General features: G+C 48.1%; 15 protein-coding genes. 14 read left to right on the forward strand and 1 reads right to left on the reverse strand.

Annotated features, from left to right (window positions below):
* The first annotated feature begins 64 nt into the window (after positions 1-64).
* The 4 genes from SD10_RS22710 (at position 65) to SD10_RS22725 (ending at position 2,206) form a co-directional block, all read left to right on the forward strand.
* Positions 65-619 carry a hypothetical protein gene (locus SD10_RS22710; protein WP_046577003.1) on the forward strand — a complete coding sequence of 185 codons (555 nt, stop codon included), beginning with the start codon at positions 65-67 and terminating at the stop codon, positions 617-619.
* 36 nt (positions 620-655) lie between these two features.
* A complete protein-coding gene (locus SD10_RS22715) occupies positions 656-895 on the forward strand; it encodes a hypothetical protein (protein WP_046577004.1) in 240 nt (79 codons plus the stop codon).
* Entirely contained in the window at positions 880-1,092 is a 213-nt protein-coding gene (locus SD10_RS22720) for a type II toxin-antitoxin system RelE/ParE family toxin (RefSeq protein ID WP_227699049.1), read from the forward strand. The genes SD10_RS22715 and SD10_RS22720 overlap by 16 nt, the downstream gene beginning before the upstream one ends.
* 202 nt (positions 1,093-1,294) lie before the next feature.
* Positions 1,295-2,206 (forward strand): TIGR01777 family oxidoreductase, encoded by a 912-nt coding sequence (locus SD10_RS22725; protein WP_046577005.1) that lies wholly within the window; start codon positions 1,295-1,297, stop codon positions 2,204-2,206.
* 41 nt (positions 2,207-2,247) lie between these two features.
* Here SD10_RS22725 and SD10_RS22730 read toward each other — a convergent pair whose 3' ends face one another.
* Positions 2,248-3,684 carry a mandelate racemase/muconate lactonizing enzyme family protein gene (locus SD10_RS22730; RefSeq protein WP_046577006.1) on the reverse strand — a complete coding sequence of 479 codons (1,437 nt, stop codon included), beginning with the start codon at positions 3,682-3,684 and terminating at the stop codon, positions 2,248-2,250.
* 273 nt (positions 3,685-3,957) lie between these two features.
* Between SD10_RS22730 and SD10_RS22735 the strand changes: the two genes are divergently transcribed.
* From SD10_RS22735 to SD10_RS22780, 10 genes are all read left to right on the forward strand, one after another.
* Positions 3,958-4,896 (forward strand): RraA family protein, encoded by a 939-nt coding sequence (locus SD10_RS22735; protein ID WP_046577007.1) that lies wholly within the window; start codon positions 3,958-3,960, stop codon positions 4,894-4,896.
* 141 nt (positions 4,897-5,037) lie between these two features.
* A complete protein-coding gene (locus SD10_RS22740) occupies positions 5,038-5,970 on the forward strand; it encodes an RraA family protein (protein WP_046577009.1) in 933 nt (310 codons plus the stop codon).
* A 1,263-nt stretch (positions 5,971-7,233) separates the two neighbouring features.
* A complete protein-coding gene (locus SD10_RS22745; protein ID WP_046577010.1) occupies positions 7,234-8,271 on the forward strand; it encodes a hypothetical protein in 1,038 nt (345 codons plus the stop codon).
* 164 nt (positions 8,272-8,435) lie between these two features.
* On the forward strand, positions 8,436-9,464 hold the full coding sequence (locus SD10_RS22750; protein ID WP_046577011.1) for a hypothetical protein: 1,029 nt from the start codon (positions 8,436-8,438) through the stop codon (positions 9,462-9,464).
* Positions 9,465-9,529: 65 nt separating this feature from the next.
* On the forward strand, positions 9,530-9,925 hold the full coding sequence (locus tag SD10_RS22755; RefSeq protein WP_046577012.1) for a hypothetical protein: 396 nt from the start codon (positions 9,530-9,532) through the stop codon (positions 9,923-9,925).
* Positions 9,926-10,075: 150 nt separating this feature from the next.
* The gene (locus tag SD10_RS22760; protein ID WP_046577014.1) at positions 10,076-10,681 is read left to right on the forward strand and encodes a hypothetical protein; all 606 of its coding nucleotides are present in this window, start codon (positions 10,076-10,078) and stop codon (positions 10,679-10,681) included.
* Positions 10,682-10,685: 4 nt separating this feature from the next.
* Positions 10,686-11,207 (forward strand): CsgE family curli-type amyloid fiber assembly protein, encoded by a 522-nt coding sequence (locus SD10_RS22765; protein WP_046577016.1) that lies wholly within the window; start codon positions 10,686-10,688, stop codon positions 11,205-11,207.
* Positions 11,208-11,255: 48 nt separating this feature from the next.
* Complete coding sequence (locus SD10_RS22770) at positions 11,256-11,678, forward strand: curli production assembly/transport component CsgF (protein WP_046577018.1); 423 nt, start codon at positions 11,256-11,258, stop codon at positions 11,676-11,678.
* Positions 11,679-11,856: 178 nt separating this feature from the next.
* Positions 11,857-13,320, forward strand: coding sequence for a CsgG/HfaB family protein (locus tag SD10_RS22775; RefSeq protein ID WP_046577019.1), 1,464 nt, complete (start codon positions 11,857-11,859; stop codon positions 13,318-13,320).
* Between the two features lie 42 nt (positions 13,321-13,362).
* Positions 13,363-14,895, forward strand: a complete 1,533-nt coding sequence (locus SD10_RS22780; RefSeq protein WP_046577020.1) for a carboxypeptidase regulatory-like domain-containing protein — start codon at positions 13,363-13,365, stop codon at positions 14,893-14,895.
* Positions 14,896-15,685 lie beyond the last annotated feature (790 nt).

A 15,685-nucleotide genomic window follows, 5' to 3' on the forward strand; every position in this document is an offset into this window, starting at 1 on the left:
GTTAAGAATAAATAATTTTACTAGTTCCTACCCTCTATTATTCATTTCACATTCTTCACTGAAAATGCCCGCTCTCGATCCTGATCTCAAAAAAGCCATCGTTCGAATGTCGGGCGGGGAGAAAGATAAATTACTGCTTCGGCTGATCGCGAAAGATGCGGTATTGACCGAAAAGCTTCAATTTGAGCTGGTTGAAGAGGGCAAAACCATTGACGAACGGCGCAGCCTGATTCGGGAGTTCATTGATCGGACCTCCAGGCTGCATGCCGACACGCCCGGCTGGCTGATGATGGACATGCGAACCGCCAGCGGTTATATCAGCCGTCACCTTAAAGTCACTAAAGACAAATATGGCGAAGTTGAATTGATGCTGTGTATGCTCAATACCTTCTACGAGCACAACGCCCACCTGTTGCAGAAGTACAATTCCCGCTCCGACAAAGCTGCCGAATACATTGCCAAACGCACCGATCAGGTGTTGAAAAAAGCGCTTAAGCTCGACCCTGATTATCATATCGAGTTTGCCGATGAGATCAATAAACTACTCAGTTGGGTGCATTATACCGCCCCTGCGCACTACGCCCGGCAATTAGGTCTACCCAAAGAGTGGCAGGTCTGAGATTTATAATTTATAGTTGATAAAAACGTCAAGACCATGATTACTGCTGATCTGAAGTCAATTTTACATGAGCAAATTGACCGCCTTGAAGACCCACAAGACGTTCAGGACCTGCTCTTGACCGTAAGTGAGTTTGTCAGCCAGCGTACGAATATCTTTACCGAAACACCAGCCTTGCTTGCCCAATTGGAACAAGCGTTAGCCTCAGTTCAGTCGACTAAGTTGACAACCCACGACCAAGTGGCCAGCGAAGCAAAACAATGGATTACACAGTAGTCTGGTCGGAGGCAGCAAAAGAAAACTACCGGCGTATTGCCTTATACTTATTGGATGCATTTGGTTTCGCAATAGCCGACCGGTTTACAGATACAATCAGTAGCAAACTGCGTATTCTAGAAACAATGCCCTTTATCGGACGGCGACTCGACACCTTAATGGCTGTTCGAAGCTGCCCCTTCAGCCTTATAACATGATCTATTATGCTGTGGTTGAACGGCAGGTTATCATCCTGAATATTCTTGATAGCCGAACGAGCGTCGTGTCTTAGCCGCCCCTGCGCACTACGCCCGGCAATTGGGTTTACCTAAAGAGTGGCAGGTATAGGCCACTGTTTGGCGAACACCACACCCCTTTGGTGTGTTATGTAGCTATACCCACCAATCAATTTGCTGACGTATGAATCAAACTGTTTTAATAACAGGCGGCACTGGCTCTATTGGTCGTCGCCTAACGCAAATGCTCAGACAGGAAGGCTACCAGGTGTCCTTGTTGAGTAGGTCGCCCAAGTCTATTCCGGATGTGCGTGTGTATCAGTGGGATATCAAAAAGGGGCATATCGACCCGCAGGCCATTGCCACAGCCGATCATATCATTCATTTAGCTGGTGAAGCAATCGCCGATGAGCGCTGGTCAGACCAGCGGAAAGAAGACATTCTAAACAGCCGCACCCAATCGACTGACTTACTGGTGCAGGCACTGGCGAAGAACCCACATCATGTAAAATCGTTTGTGGGTGCTTCGGCGATTGGTTATTACGGGGGCGACACCGCCGACCGGCCGCTTACGGAAACCAGTCAGGGTGGGTCCGACTTTCTGGCTCAGGTGGTGCGAGCCTGGGAGCGTTCGGAAGAGCAAATAGCCGCACTCGGTATTCGTACCGTAAAGCTTCGAATTGGGGTGGTGCTGATGGCGGAAGGAGGAGCGTTGCCCAAATTGGCGCAGCCCATTCGGCTGGGCGCAGGTGCACCTATCGGTTCGGGTCAGCAATACATTTCCTGGATTCACCTCGACGACCTGTGTCGATTATTCAGTCGGGGACTTTCGGACGAAACCTGGCAGGGCGTTTACAACGCGGTTGCTCCCAATCCCGTTACCAACGAAACCTTGACACGGGCTATTGCCGGGGTGCTTCACCGGCCTATTTTGTTGCCTAATATTCCAAATTTTGCCATTAAACTGCTCTACGGCGAAATGGCAATTGTTGTCACCGGTGGCAACTACGTGCTCAATAAACGAATCGCCGACGAGACAGACTTTGTCTATCAGCATTCCGATTTGAAAACGGCACTGCAGGATTTATTAACGTAAACGTAGCGTGGTGCGGCATGCCGCACCACGCTACGAACTTATTAACTCCACTCACGGTCGGCCGAATCTTTTGTATTCCAGATTTCGGTTGGCGCAAACCAGGTAGCGCCTTTTTTGAGAAATTTCTTGGCAACATCCTCATTCAGTTCAACGCCCAGGCCAGGCTTGTCGGGCACTTTAACAAAGCCTTTCTCAACGATTGGCTTCATGCCCGTAACCAAGTCTTCCCAACCAGCCACGTCAACTCCATGGTGTTCAAGGGCTACGAAATTCTCGGTAGCAGCCGCACAGTGCACGTTAGCCATCATCGAGATGGGCGAACCGGCAAAGTGCATGGCCATGGGAATCCCTTTTTCTTCCGCATAATCGCCAATCTTCTTGGTTTCGAGCAAACCGCCTGACGTAGCCAGATCGGGGTGGATCATGTCGATGGCTTTCGCGTCTATGAGTTTAATAAATCCTTCTTTGAGGTAGATATCTTCGCCCGTCAGAGTTGGGGTATCAATAGCGTCGGTAATCTGTTTCCATTGGTCGGTATAGAACCAGGGCACGAGGTCTTCGAGCCAGGCTAGTCGGAATGGTTCCATAGCCTTACCAATCTGGATAGCTGTGTTCACGTCGAAGTGGCCAAAGTGATCGGCCGCCAGGGGTGTATCGTAGCCGACGATGTCGCGCACTTTCCCTACGTGTTCGACCAATCTATCGAGGCCTTTTTTGGTGACCTGAATACGGGTAAATGGATGCTTTGTGTTGGCATAGTTACCAAGCTTACCCGACTCTCTGTCATTCCATTGCTGCTTTACGCTCCAATTGTTAGCATTTACGAGCATACCCGGCTGATCGGCCAGCATCCCGATGCCGAAGTCCATTTTCAGGAAGGTATAACCCTGATCCCGGCGCTTCTTCATGTTTTCGGCAAACCCTTCGTAAGTGTTGGCCTCGGGTGTATCGGCATACAGCCGGATAAAGTCGCGGTATTTGCCCCCCATTAGTTGATACGCCGGGACGTTATAGGCTTTTCCGGCTAAATCCCAGAGTGCCATTTCAACGCCACAAACACCCCCGGCCGCACGGCTGTGGCCACCAAACTGCTTGATCTGCTTAAAAATCTGCTCTACGTTACAGGGATTCTTGCCCAGCAAACGGCTTTTCAGCATCAGCGCATAATTGGCGCTGGCTCCATCGCGTACCTCGCCCCAACCTACAAGCCCCTGGTTGGTGTCGATCCGAATAATTGGACTACTAAAGGGTACGCCGTTCAGCACGGCAACCCGCATGTCTGTGATTTTCAGATCGGCGGGTTTTGAGTCACGAGGCACTTTTTGGGTGATGTATTCCATTTCCTGTTCGGCAGCATACGCGGTCTGCTTATCGAACATGAAACCAAGAGATAAGCCGCCTAAGCCAGCATTTCGCAAAAAGTCACGGCGGTCAGACGATTTATCGGAGGCCGACAATCGGGAGAAAATGTTCTTCATGGCAAAAAAGGATTCAGGAGTTTATGGTGTTAATTGACAGTTTTTGCTCCAGGCTTACCCCCTATCAGGCAGGACGGATTACTACAACTTTTCCGATAGTTACATAAGTCTGTTTATAGCAGTATTTTACTTATGCTCACGTCTTTTTGACTAAAATTCCCTTAAAAACCCGTCTTCCGTTCATGCAAAAAGTGATGCTATATCCGCAGTGCACACTGCCTACTCAATCGAGCACGTCCTTGTCTCCTCAACTCATTAACCTTTACTAACATCATGCTAAAAAAAACGTTACTAATCGCTACGGCCATTACCCTTATGGGCGGCTTTGTAGCCCAGGCCCAACGCGTAGGCTCATCACCAGAATACGTTAAAGCGCTGACGGCCAACTGGAAAGGCGAACGCTTCCCCGACGGTCGGCCCAAGATTCCGGATATTGTTCTGGAACGGCTGGCCAATTGCACGCTGGAGCAAATCTGGGGTTATCTGGGCCAGAAAGGGTACCGAAATCAGGTCGAGAAAAACTGGATCATCCTCAAACCCGGCGAGACCATGACCGGGCGTGCCGTTACGGCTCAGTTCATGCCGACCCGCCCAGACCTCGATAGCCTGGTACGGTCGCAGGGTAAAGCGGAAGGCCGCTCCCAGAAAGGAGGTATCAATATCTGGCCAATTGATGTACTGACAAAAGGCGATATTTATGTAGCGGATGGGTTCGGTAAAATTAAAGATGGCACCCTGATTGGGTCGAGCCTGGGCAATGCCATTTACGGCAAAACCGGAAAGGGCGTTATCTTCTACGGATCAGTACGGGATATGCAGGAACTCAAGGATACCAAAGGCTTCAATGCCTGGGTGAAGGGCCATGATCCGTCTTACATCAAAGACATGACGCCGACTTCCATCAATGCCCCAATTCGAATTGGTGATGTGACGGTAATTCCCGGCGATGCGGTGTTTGCCAATGAATACGGCACCGTATTTATTCCGTCTCACCTCGTAGAAGGACTAGTCTCGGCCTCCGAAATGACGGCTCTCCGCGACGAATTCGAACGGGTACTTTTGCAGCAAGGCAAATACCCATCGGGTGAGATTCATGGCGACTGGTCCGACAAAATCAAAGGGGAATTTAGAACCTGGGTTGGCAAATATCCTAAGAAGCTAGCCATAACCGATAAGGACCTGGAGGCTTATTTGGCCAAAGAAGGGCATTGATTTCGTTTATACGTCGTAAATTGGCCCGTTGCCGAATCGTAAATAGCCACCGCGGAGCTACTACCCACGTGTCTGTTTCTTACGGTTCGGCAACGTTCGATTTTAGGCTTACTCACTTACCTCCATTAATTAACCGGACGAATGAAATTCAGAATTGCGTTTTTAGTATCGTGTATTACCGTATTCTGTACGGATCACTCCTTACGGGGACAAACCATCCCGAAAGACGAACTGGTCTTTTTAACCTCCGAGTGGAAAGGCGATCGGTTTCCGGATGGGCGTCCGAAAATTTCGGACGATCTGGTCGAACGGGCTAAACACATTGGCATTGATGATGCCTGGACGGTCTTAAAAAATGAAGGCTATACCAACCAATTTGAAGGAAACTGGAAATTGATACACGACGACGTGCCGGTTACAGGCCGGGCCGTAACCGCTATGTTTATGCCCAGCCGACCAGATGTCGAGAAAACGATTAAGGAACGGGGTATTTCTAAACAAGGCCGCAAAGGCAACACCAACACCTGGCCCATCGAAATACTGACCAAGGGCGATGTCTATGTGGCCGATGCTTTCGGCAAAATTGGCGGGGGAACGCTTATGGGCGCTACTCTGGGCAATGCCATTTTCAGCAAAACCGGCAACGGAGTCGTTTTTAATGGGGCAGCCCGAGACTTGCAGGAACTTCAGAACATTAAGGGGTTCAATGCCTTTGTTCGTGATTTTCATCCGTCCTTTCTGGAAGAGATGGTTTTGATGGGTCTGAATGCGCCCATTCGCATAGGCAGCGTGATGGTGTTGCCCGGCGATCTGGTCATCGCTCAGCGGGAGGGGGTCCTGTTCGTACCTGCGCATATGGCCGAGCAGGTTGTCAGCACAGCCGAGTTTGTGACTCGGAAGGACCAGTTTGGCTTCGAAATGGTTAAATCGGGGAAGTACACCACCGGTCAAATCGACAGCCAATGGACCGATGAGATCAAAACGAATTTCCTTGCCTGGCTTGGTAAGCACCCTGAACTGGGCAGTATGACCAAACCGGAATTAGACAAAGTGATGAGCAAACGAACCTGGTAGGAACGGGCAGAAGCCATTGAGTAATCAAGCATACGGATGTGTGAAAACGTTCTTCGTTGCTTGATTACTTAAGCCGGATTTGTGTTTACATACATTAAGCCCTGGCCAAATTGATACACTAAGTTTATAGTTTTGCCGATTTTATCAATATTTAATATAATAAATTAATCATTCAATAAATTATCAGATGGAGTAATTCGATTGAGTTGTTACCAGTGTTGATTTTTTGATTAAAAAACTTAAAAATACTTTAAAAAACATACAAATTCTATTGATATATTACTCATATCCATCTACAGTATATATTTAAATAATTATAAAGTAAATCCACATAGTGAAAGTATACGGCACCTACCGCTTGCTAAATATGAAGACATGAAACGGGTTAAAGAGGGGCTAATGAAAAATTATAACAATATTGAATAAATACAAATATGCTTTATTTTAAGTATTTGACTGAATGGTACTATTCACTGATTATGAATCAATTAAACAACAGAAAAAATTTATTTTATATTATTTACAAGAAAAATTTGTACAATTTAATGATATCTAAATAAATCTAAACTATCGTTCCGATAGATAAGCTACATATTGATTTTATAGTTTGTCACTATACCTTTGATTCATCCAAACGCGAAAGCTGTATCACTTGCTCTGAAAGTTTGACTTAACAGCAAGTATTAACAAGGCTCACGTTAACTATCCACTTGACTATGCTAACACATTTCTCTCCCTACTTTATCCGCAATTGTCAAGACTCCATTGCGGATCTTAGTTTGTCTGTATTATCTCAAATAATCACCTGATTCTACGGTGATTATTTTTATCAATTTTTCTGAAGTGTAGCGAATAACGGGTTGTCTTACTCTTTATCATACGCTGGCTTATTGCCCAAAAATTAACAGCACGATTAGCTGGCGATCTTCAGAAAAATAAACCAGACGACTTGTCCTTTATGGTGCAAGTACACCCATAAACATACCGATAGCGGGTTTGGATTATTCGACAAACCCAGGAAACTGTCATGTTTCCAAACGATGATTCGTGTGGCTGGGCATGATCTACATCAGGCTCGGGCTAAGGAATGTACCCACGGTGATTTCTGAATCAACGTTGGGTAACGCACGTACAACATGGTGGCAACGCTCGCTGGCCAGGAGACAGTCACCCAGCTGAACCGTACTACGACACACAAAGGCGTAAAGGCGCCAAAGACCTCATTTTCAATTCATTCTTTTTAATTTTTCTCTTTCATAAACCATGAAAAAAATAATTCTTTCCATCGTTGCCGTTTGTGCACTCACCACAACCTTCGCGCAAAACAGCGCTTCCCTAAGTCAGAATGGTACAAGTAACAGTTCTAACTCCGCTCAAGCTGGGCGGCTTCAAACAGTAACCGTGTCGCAAAATGGAACCGGCAACACCAACACCAACCAACAGTTCAGCCACTTTACCCAACAGGCCAATATTACTCAAACCGGTCTGACGAATACGGCCAATACCTATCAGAACGCAGATGCGGGCCCAGGCAACTTTATCACGGTTACGCAGAATGGTACGGGTGCTGGCGGCAACACGGCCTTGGTCGATCAGTCTGATTTCTTTACTATCAACTCACAGGCTACCGTTCTTCAAAATGGACAAAACCTAAAATCGACGGTCGTACAGCATTATGCCATCAATGATGTGGCTATTACCGATCAGACCGGTGCCAGCAACAATGCAACGATTACGCAGGGTAACGGCAGTCAGGGCAGCTCAAATAGCTATGCCTCTATCCAGCAGTACAGCGTGTTTGGCCCTCAGGATGCTACCATTAGCCAACTGGGTGATAACAACAACGCTCAGATTTATCAAAGCAATGACGCTGGTCCAAACAATGTGGCCACTATCAATCAGAATGGCAATAACAACATAGGCTTCCTGGATCAATCCGATTTCGCTACTGTATCTACCACTGGTTTCATTTCCCAGTTGGGTAACGGCAACCAGGCTTACCTCCAGCAGCGGGGTGGCGGTGCATTCACGAGCGGCTCGTCGGCAACCATCGGGCAGACAGGTAACGCCAACTATGCTAACCTTACCCAATATGGCGGTGCCAACAACCAGGCAGCCATCAGCCAGACAGGTGATCTGAACGTTGTAACGGGTGTATCTGGTCCCGCTGGCCTGCAAATCGGCGTCGGCAACTCACTGACGGTAGCGCAAGCTTCATTAGCTGGTGGCCCTGGCCAATACGCTCAGGTTCAGCAACTTGGAACTGGAAACGTTGGTACAATCAACCAGACAGGCAACTAATTACGCTAATCCAACCTAATCTAGCTTACCCTGGGTTAATACCGACAAACGTCAGGTATTGCCTGGGGTAAATAGTTCAGAAATTAAGTTGCGTTCCCATCATCACTGACATTACAATCAACAGCTAAAGCGTTGACAAACGCAGTTGTTCAGTCTATCCCACAATGAAAAAACTTTTCCTTTCTGGCATTGCCTTCATGACTTTATCAGTGGTTGTTGCTCAAAACCAGGCTACCCTTAGTCAGGTTGGTACGCAGCAGACCAGCCAGCAGAGTCAGGCAGGTAGTCATCTAAACTCAGTAGTAACACAGGGAACTGGAACAAACACAACCATTAACGCCTACAATACAGCCTCCACCATTCAGATTGGTACATACCAAACGGCCGAAATTAATCAACGTAATCTGGCCGTCGACAACACCGCCCTTTTGTTTCAACACGGCAACAATAATCTGGCTACCAGTATTCAGCAAACAAACACCAGCTTTAACAATAAGGCCTATTTGAATCAATATGGCGATAGTAACAACGAAACCCGCATCACTCAGTCGAATAACTCCTTCAATAATAAGGCGACAATTGACATGGGAGGAGACGGGCCAACCGGCATATACCCGGCTGGGTGGACACCCGTATATGGTGGAACGGCGATTATTGAGCAGAGTAACAATAGCCACGATAATATAGCCCGAATTGGTCAATCAGGCAATGGGCACGATGGACGTATATACCAAACCGGCAGCGTAGGCAATAGTGACGCCTACATCGATCAGTTCCCGTCTGGGCTGGCAAATACGGCGCTTATCCGACAAACCAATCAGGTGTCAGGAACGGCACGCGTCATACAAAACCAATTTAGTTTCGGTGGCAGCAATGGAAACAACGTGGCCGAAGTAAGCCAGGGAAGCGGCAGTGCCGATGTGTCAGGCGGCAACTACACGATCGTCATTCAGGAAAACGCCAATAACATAAGCCGCAACGAACAAGTGGGCACCAACAATTTTGCCAGCATCAATCAGGCCGGAAACGGCAATATACTGGAAGGGCTGGGCGGTGATCCCGTTGCTCGTCAGATCGGTTCTGGTAATCAGCTTTACATCACGCAGAATAGCGTGGGTGGAGCCGGAAACATAGCCCATGTCAGCCAAATGGGTACGAGTAACAAAGCGGTTATCACCCAAACCAGCAACTAGCCAACCGATCAGGAAACTACATCATTACGCTTTATTCCAATTTATTACGACAAGATAGCAGGCATATGAAAAAGGCCATTTTTTTAAGTTTTGCAGCGCTTGGTAGCGTAGCCGCTATGGCTCAAAATACCGCCGTTATTAACCAGCAAGGCAACACCCATGATGTATCGGTAGTACAACGGGGGGCTGGAAACACGTCTGTTATCAGCCAGTCTGGCGCAGGCTCGTCGAATAGTGTGGTTATTTCTCAGTTGGGTGGCGGCAATGTAGCAACCATTACGCAGGGGAGCATGCCGGATGGCACCACAGGACCAAAAAATTCAGTAGTAACCTCACAATCGGGCGAGGGCGAAACGATTGTCAACCAGACAAACGACGGCAATACAATCAGCGTTTATCAAACAGGCCCTGCCCCGACAGACCGGAAAAAGAGATCAGCGAAAAAACAGCCTAGAAATTAGAGTGTTGACGTTGTACCCACGGCTTCAGCCCGTGTATAATATGGGTCGGTGATATGGCCAGTTGATTTGACGTACATATCGGCTGAAGCCCGCAGATACAACCACAGCTGAACGAAGTAGTAATTTCAACTAACTAAATATGAGTCGGTTATGAAGCGCTTCTTCATATTTTCTTTCTGGATTGCGGGCATAGCAGCGCAGGCACAGAGCCAGTCAGGCACCCGTAATACACAGGATGCTTTCTGGAACTTGACCTCCGTTCCGAGCCAGGTACAGGCAACGCTTAAACTAGGAACAAACAGCGTTTCCGATCCAGGATCATCCTTAAACGATGTTACAGCTCGTCAGGATGGGGCCAACAATACAGCTTTATTATCTATCGTATCGGGGGCTCAAAATCGGCTGGAGGTGAACCAAACCAATGGGCATAACTATAGCGACGTGACGCTGTCGGGCGTAAACAACAGCGTGCTGTTGAACCAGACGGGTGGCAACAACAGCACTTCATTTGGGCTGAGTGGTGCCAACAATCGATTCATGCTGACCCAGGATGGCGGTGATCGCCTACAGATGACCGGTCTTCAGCAATCGAATACCCGGCTTGAGGTTGCTCAAGGCATTGGAAACAATACGTTGACCATTGACAATACCTCATTGTTCCGGGATGCGAGTGGAGTGGGGTTGCCCAACCTGCGAATTGAGCAAAGCGGAGGTGCCACAGCAACGATTCAAAACGGACGACTTTTCGGAAACTAATGCGATGAAAAAGCTACGGGCGCTACTTATTGTCATGTTTGGGCTGCTGAGCGTTGCCACCTGGGCACAGGACCCGGAACTGGAAGGCAAACTCGAAGAGGAAATATTGACCGAAGCGGTTGTTGCGGAAGAAGGCACCGAGACGTTACTGCTGGATAATACGCGCTCAAAAATTGGGCGTGATTTTTACGAAGCCTTCTTTCGACACTACGTTGAGCTCCCCAAAGCCGTTTCGCCCGCTGCGCTGGCCGATACTACCCTTAAAATAAGCCCTAAACTCGAGCTTGACATCAACGCATTCATTGTTACTATCGATGAATTACCCGCGTTTGGCATCGGCACAAGCATCATTTCCGTATCGCTGAATGATCAGGTAGTGTGGCAGAATTATGTACAAATCCGACAGGAAATTCTTGAACAATATGCCTTCAATGCGGCCGAAGTGGTGAATCAGTATGTATTAAATTATCAGGATGTTCAGCGGTCTCTCGAAAATGAAGACCAAAAAGGCAGTGGTCTATTTTAATGTACTGAAAGAAGCCATTGACTTACACATTCATCAACCCTACTCATCATGAAAAAAACGTTACTTCTCTTTCTTCTCTGCTTTGGTGTAAGAGCTCATTCGTCAGCTCAGGCGTTTGTGTATCACCCGAATAACCCAAATTTCGGGGGCAATACGTTCAATTACTCGTGGATGCTGAGCTCTGCTCAAGCGCAGGATAAAACCAAAGATCCAACGGCTACCACCGCGTCCCGAACCACAGCCGGTGCCCCAAATTCCCTCAATAACTTTGCCCAGAGCTTACAAAATCAGCTACTCAACCGAATTACCAATAGCTTGGTTGGTAATCAGTTTGGCGAAGGCACGTTAAAGCCCGGCAATTACACGTTCGGCGATTATCAGGTTCAGATTAGCAATGGGACCGATGGCGTTGTCGTCCGTATTGTGGATGGGAAAGGGGGCGAAACGTCCATTACCATCCCCTATTTTTAGTTCAAGTTGCGGGATACGCTCATGACTTAGTTCATTAGCGGCTCATGTACAACGGATTACCAATCTGTTGTACATAAGCCTGCCATCTCGCTACCTGAATTATTTTTAAGTACATCGTTTAGGATTTTAAATCATTAGCGGAAACTAATTGCGCTTATCCTTCCTCTTTTTTTACATCATGAACGTACGTTTAGTTGCAGCCATCCGGGCCTGTATTCTGAGTAGTTTGGTTGGCAGTTTAGCCGGTTGCTCGGCTTTCTTCCACCAGCCTACACAGGCCCGGCGCGCCCGGCTGGGCGAAGAAACGCCCACCACGGTGTCGCTTCGTGAATTGCCCTTGGCTAAAGAAAAAATCGTGGCCGCTGTTTATAAATTCAGGGATCTGACGGGCCAGTATAAACAAACTGAAACGGGAACGGGCTTTTCAACAGCCGTTACGCAGGGAACTACGAACATCTTGCTTAAAGCGCTCGAAGAGAGTGGCTGGTTTGTGGCCATTGAGCGGGAGAACGTGAGCAATCTGCTCAACGAACGCAAGATCGTCCGTTCTAGTGTTGCGCAGTTTAAGGAAGGTGAAAACCTGCCTCCGCTCCTATTTGCCGGTATTATTCTGGAGGGTGGCGTTGTTTCGTACGACGCCAATATCATTACTGGTGGCGGGGGTGTGCAGTACTTTGGCGCTGGTGGTTCTACGCAATACCGCCAAGATCGCGTAACGGTTTACCTGCGGGCGGTCTCGACTAAATCCGGAAAAATTCTCAAAACAATTTACACATCCAAAACCATTTTGTCTCAGACCGTTAATGCCAGCCTGTTTCGCTACGTAACCTTTAAGCGGCTACTCGAAACAGAAACGGGTCTCACAACAACCGAGCCCGGTCAGCTGGCGGTGACCGAAGCCATCGAGAAAGCAGTCGAAGGGTTGATCATTGAAGGTGTTCGGGATGGCTTATGGGTGGCGGCTGATAAATCGGCCGGAGCGATGAAAAAAACGCTCGATGCCTATGAACAGGAGAAAACGGTTATGAGCGAGACGGACGTATATGGCCTCCGCAAAGAAGTGGCTCCGCCATTCCTTAGTCTTCATACCTATGCCGGAGTCGTTCGTTATTACGGCGATTATGCCCGGCATACGCTTAAGGGAAGCTATGGCGCATCGCTGGATTTTCACATCACGCCCGCTTTTGGTATTCAAGTAAATGGCGCTACAGGCGTATTGGCCAGCGAGGGTGCCTTTTCCCGAAATATTTCTTCGTTGGAGGGTAATCTAATTTTTCGGACAATGCCGTATGAACGCTGGACACCGTTGCTGTTTGTTGGGGCGGGGGCAGTAGCGCAAAGTGGGTCTACTCCCTTTCAGTTTCAGGGGGCCAGCTATTTGCAGGCGCAGGGAGGCTTAGGCGTGCAGTTCTCGGCCACTAAAGCCATTGGTTTCCGGTCGACTATATCCTACAACCAGCCCTTTACCGATGCGTTGGATGGGCGGGTTGCGGGGGCGCGCAATGACTATTACCTGCGCGGCACATTGGGGTTGGTTATTCACATTGGCCGGTTCTCGCTACCAAAGTCCCGGCCGATTTCTTCTCCGCAGGCAGCACCTCAACAAAATGCCGTCCCTCCCCGCGTGACGCCCCAAAAGTAACCATGGCTTCATTACACACTTCGAACTGATTCCTCACCATCAATGAAACATTTGCGTTACCTACTTCTTCTTTTTTCGAGCCTGCTGGTTTTCTGGAGTTGCAACGAAGACACCTATGTCGATCCCATTCAACTGTCCACTGTTCGGGGACGGGTTCTGTATAGTGTTAACCAACAACCCATTCGGAATGCGACGGTAACGTTATCGCCAACTAGCCGGGTCGTCACCACGGACTCGTCCGGCAGTTTTCGCTTCGATAGCGTGCTGGTGGGGAGTTATACGATCCGGGCAGCCAAGGTCAACTACGGCACCGAATCGTCGACCATTACCGTAACGGCCGATGCTTCGCCCCTGGTAACGATTCTGCTAACTGACGACCAAACTCAAAATCGCCCGCCAACCGCGCCAACGCTGGTTTCTCCGAACTCTTCCACGGTCATTTCCTCAAACATGGTTACGCTCAAATGGACCGCCACAGACCCAAATAGAGACAGTCTAACCTACGATGTGCTGCTGTTTAAGTCCGGGAGCGCCACCCCTACAGCTTCGTATACGGGCCTGACAGTCGATACGCTGAACCTGTCGAACCTGCTTTATAACACCACCTATTTATGGCAAGTGATTGTTAAAGATGGGATCAATACCGTAAATGGTTCAATCTGGTCGTTTAGCACGGGTCCGGTGCCCGATTACAGTTTCGTGTTTGCCCGCCGGATCAATGGGCAATACCAGCTATTCACCGCGAATGCAACGGGGCCTATGGCTCAGCTTACGCGTGATGGCAGCAACTGGCGACCTATCGTTAGCCCCAACCGGCAGCAGATTGCCTACATTTCCAACATCAATACTGACCTGCAATTGTTTGTTATGAACGCCGACGGCAGCAATAGCCGACAAGTGACGACCGTGCCAATTGCCGGATTGTATCAGACCGATTTATCCTTTTGCTGGTCGCCGGACGGTACACAGCTACTCTATCCAAACAACGACAGGCTCTTTGCCATACGAACCGACGGAACCGGCCTGAGGGTAGTGGCTCAGGCACCTTCCGGACGCATCTTTGCGGGTTGCGACTGGACTCCGCAGGGGAACCGAATGGCAGCCCGGACAACGGGGACCAGCGTGTACGACAATGAAATTACAACGTTCCTGGCCGATGGCTCTGGCGCAAAATCCGTTTATGTGCGGAAAGACAGCCGCGTCGGTAATCCAGTATTTTCGGTCGATGGCCGTCAATTGGTGTTCTCGGCTGATGTTAGTGGCTTTATGAACGAGCAAGGCCGCCAGTTGGACGCCCGGCTATACTTGCTCGACTTATCAACGAATGGATTGACGGATTTATCGGTTACGCCAAGCTCGTCGTCGAACACAGGGCAAACGAATAAGCCGACCGGCACAAATGACATAGACCCACGTTTTTCGCCCAATGGATCACAACTGCTGTTTACCAATGTCGACAATACAGGCAACGGCACACGGTCGGTATACACCATTGAGTTGACTGGAACAGCCCAGCCCGCCCAAAACCGCAAACTACTCTTTACCTCGGCCGAAATGCCCTACTGGCGCCAGTGAGCGATTTTCCACACGAAAGCCGTTAAAAGGATAGTTTTGCTGTTTCATAAAAATTCGTCGCCTATCTAACATACAATTAAACTGACAGGCTATAATTTGTATGTTTTCCAGAGCTGTATTATAATTAGGATTATGTAAAGTGATTTAATATAGAGCCATATTTATAAAATGGCTGGTGTCGTTTCTAGCTTAAGTTCAACTAGATTCGTTTTAATGCTTGTAATATTCCCGTTTCTTCAGAAAGTAAGTAAGGGCCACTGCGTAGGCAGACATTGGTATAAAAGGAGAAGCCTTTGACGTATGACTTTAGCCGATAAAAAGCCGCATCTTGTGCATAGATCAACACCTTTCTAGCCGCGAGTTTTAACCCACATGAGGTGTTTTCGCTAGGAGTCCAGATGATTACTGCATTCGATTTAACCTGGCCCTTAAAAAGTCTATCAATTCTAATTTTATAAGCTACCCATCCCTTATTATCACTTTCCTTAACGGAAAGTACTGTTCCAGAAAAGACAATGGATGATACCTTTATATTGTCAAGAATAGAGCCCCTGTCTTGACAGCTACAGGCATAACCACTTACAGAGACTAATAGGCATATAGGTAAAACTATGGCTAACAAGCGCGGGTAGGTAATTGAGTGCATCGGTTGAGTCAAAATTAGATTCTACTCTTTTAGATGCCTGAAAGCTTACTATTGCATAGATTCATAGTTGTTATATAAGTGGCATGGCATTATAATAACACCAAGCATTAATTGAACAAGCTCTAACCTTTTGCGCAAGGTGAT

This window comes from Spirosoma radiotolerans (assembly GCF_000974425.1).
GTDB lineage: Bacteria > Bacteroidota > Bacteroidia > Cytophagales > Spirosomataceae > Spirosoma > Spirosoma radiotolerans.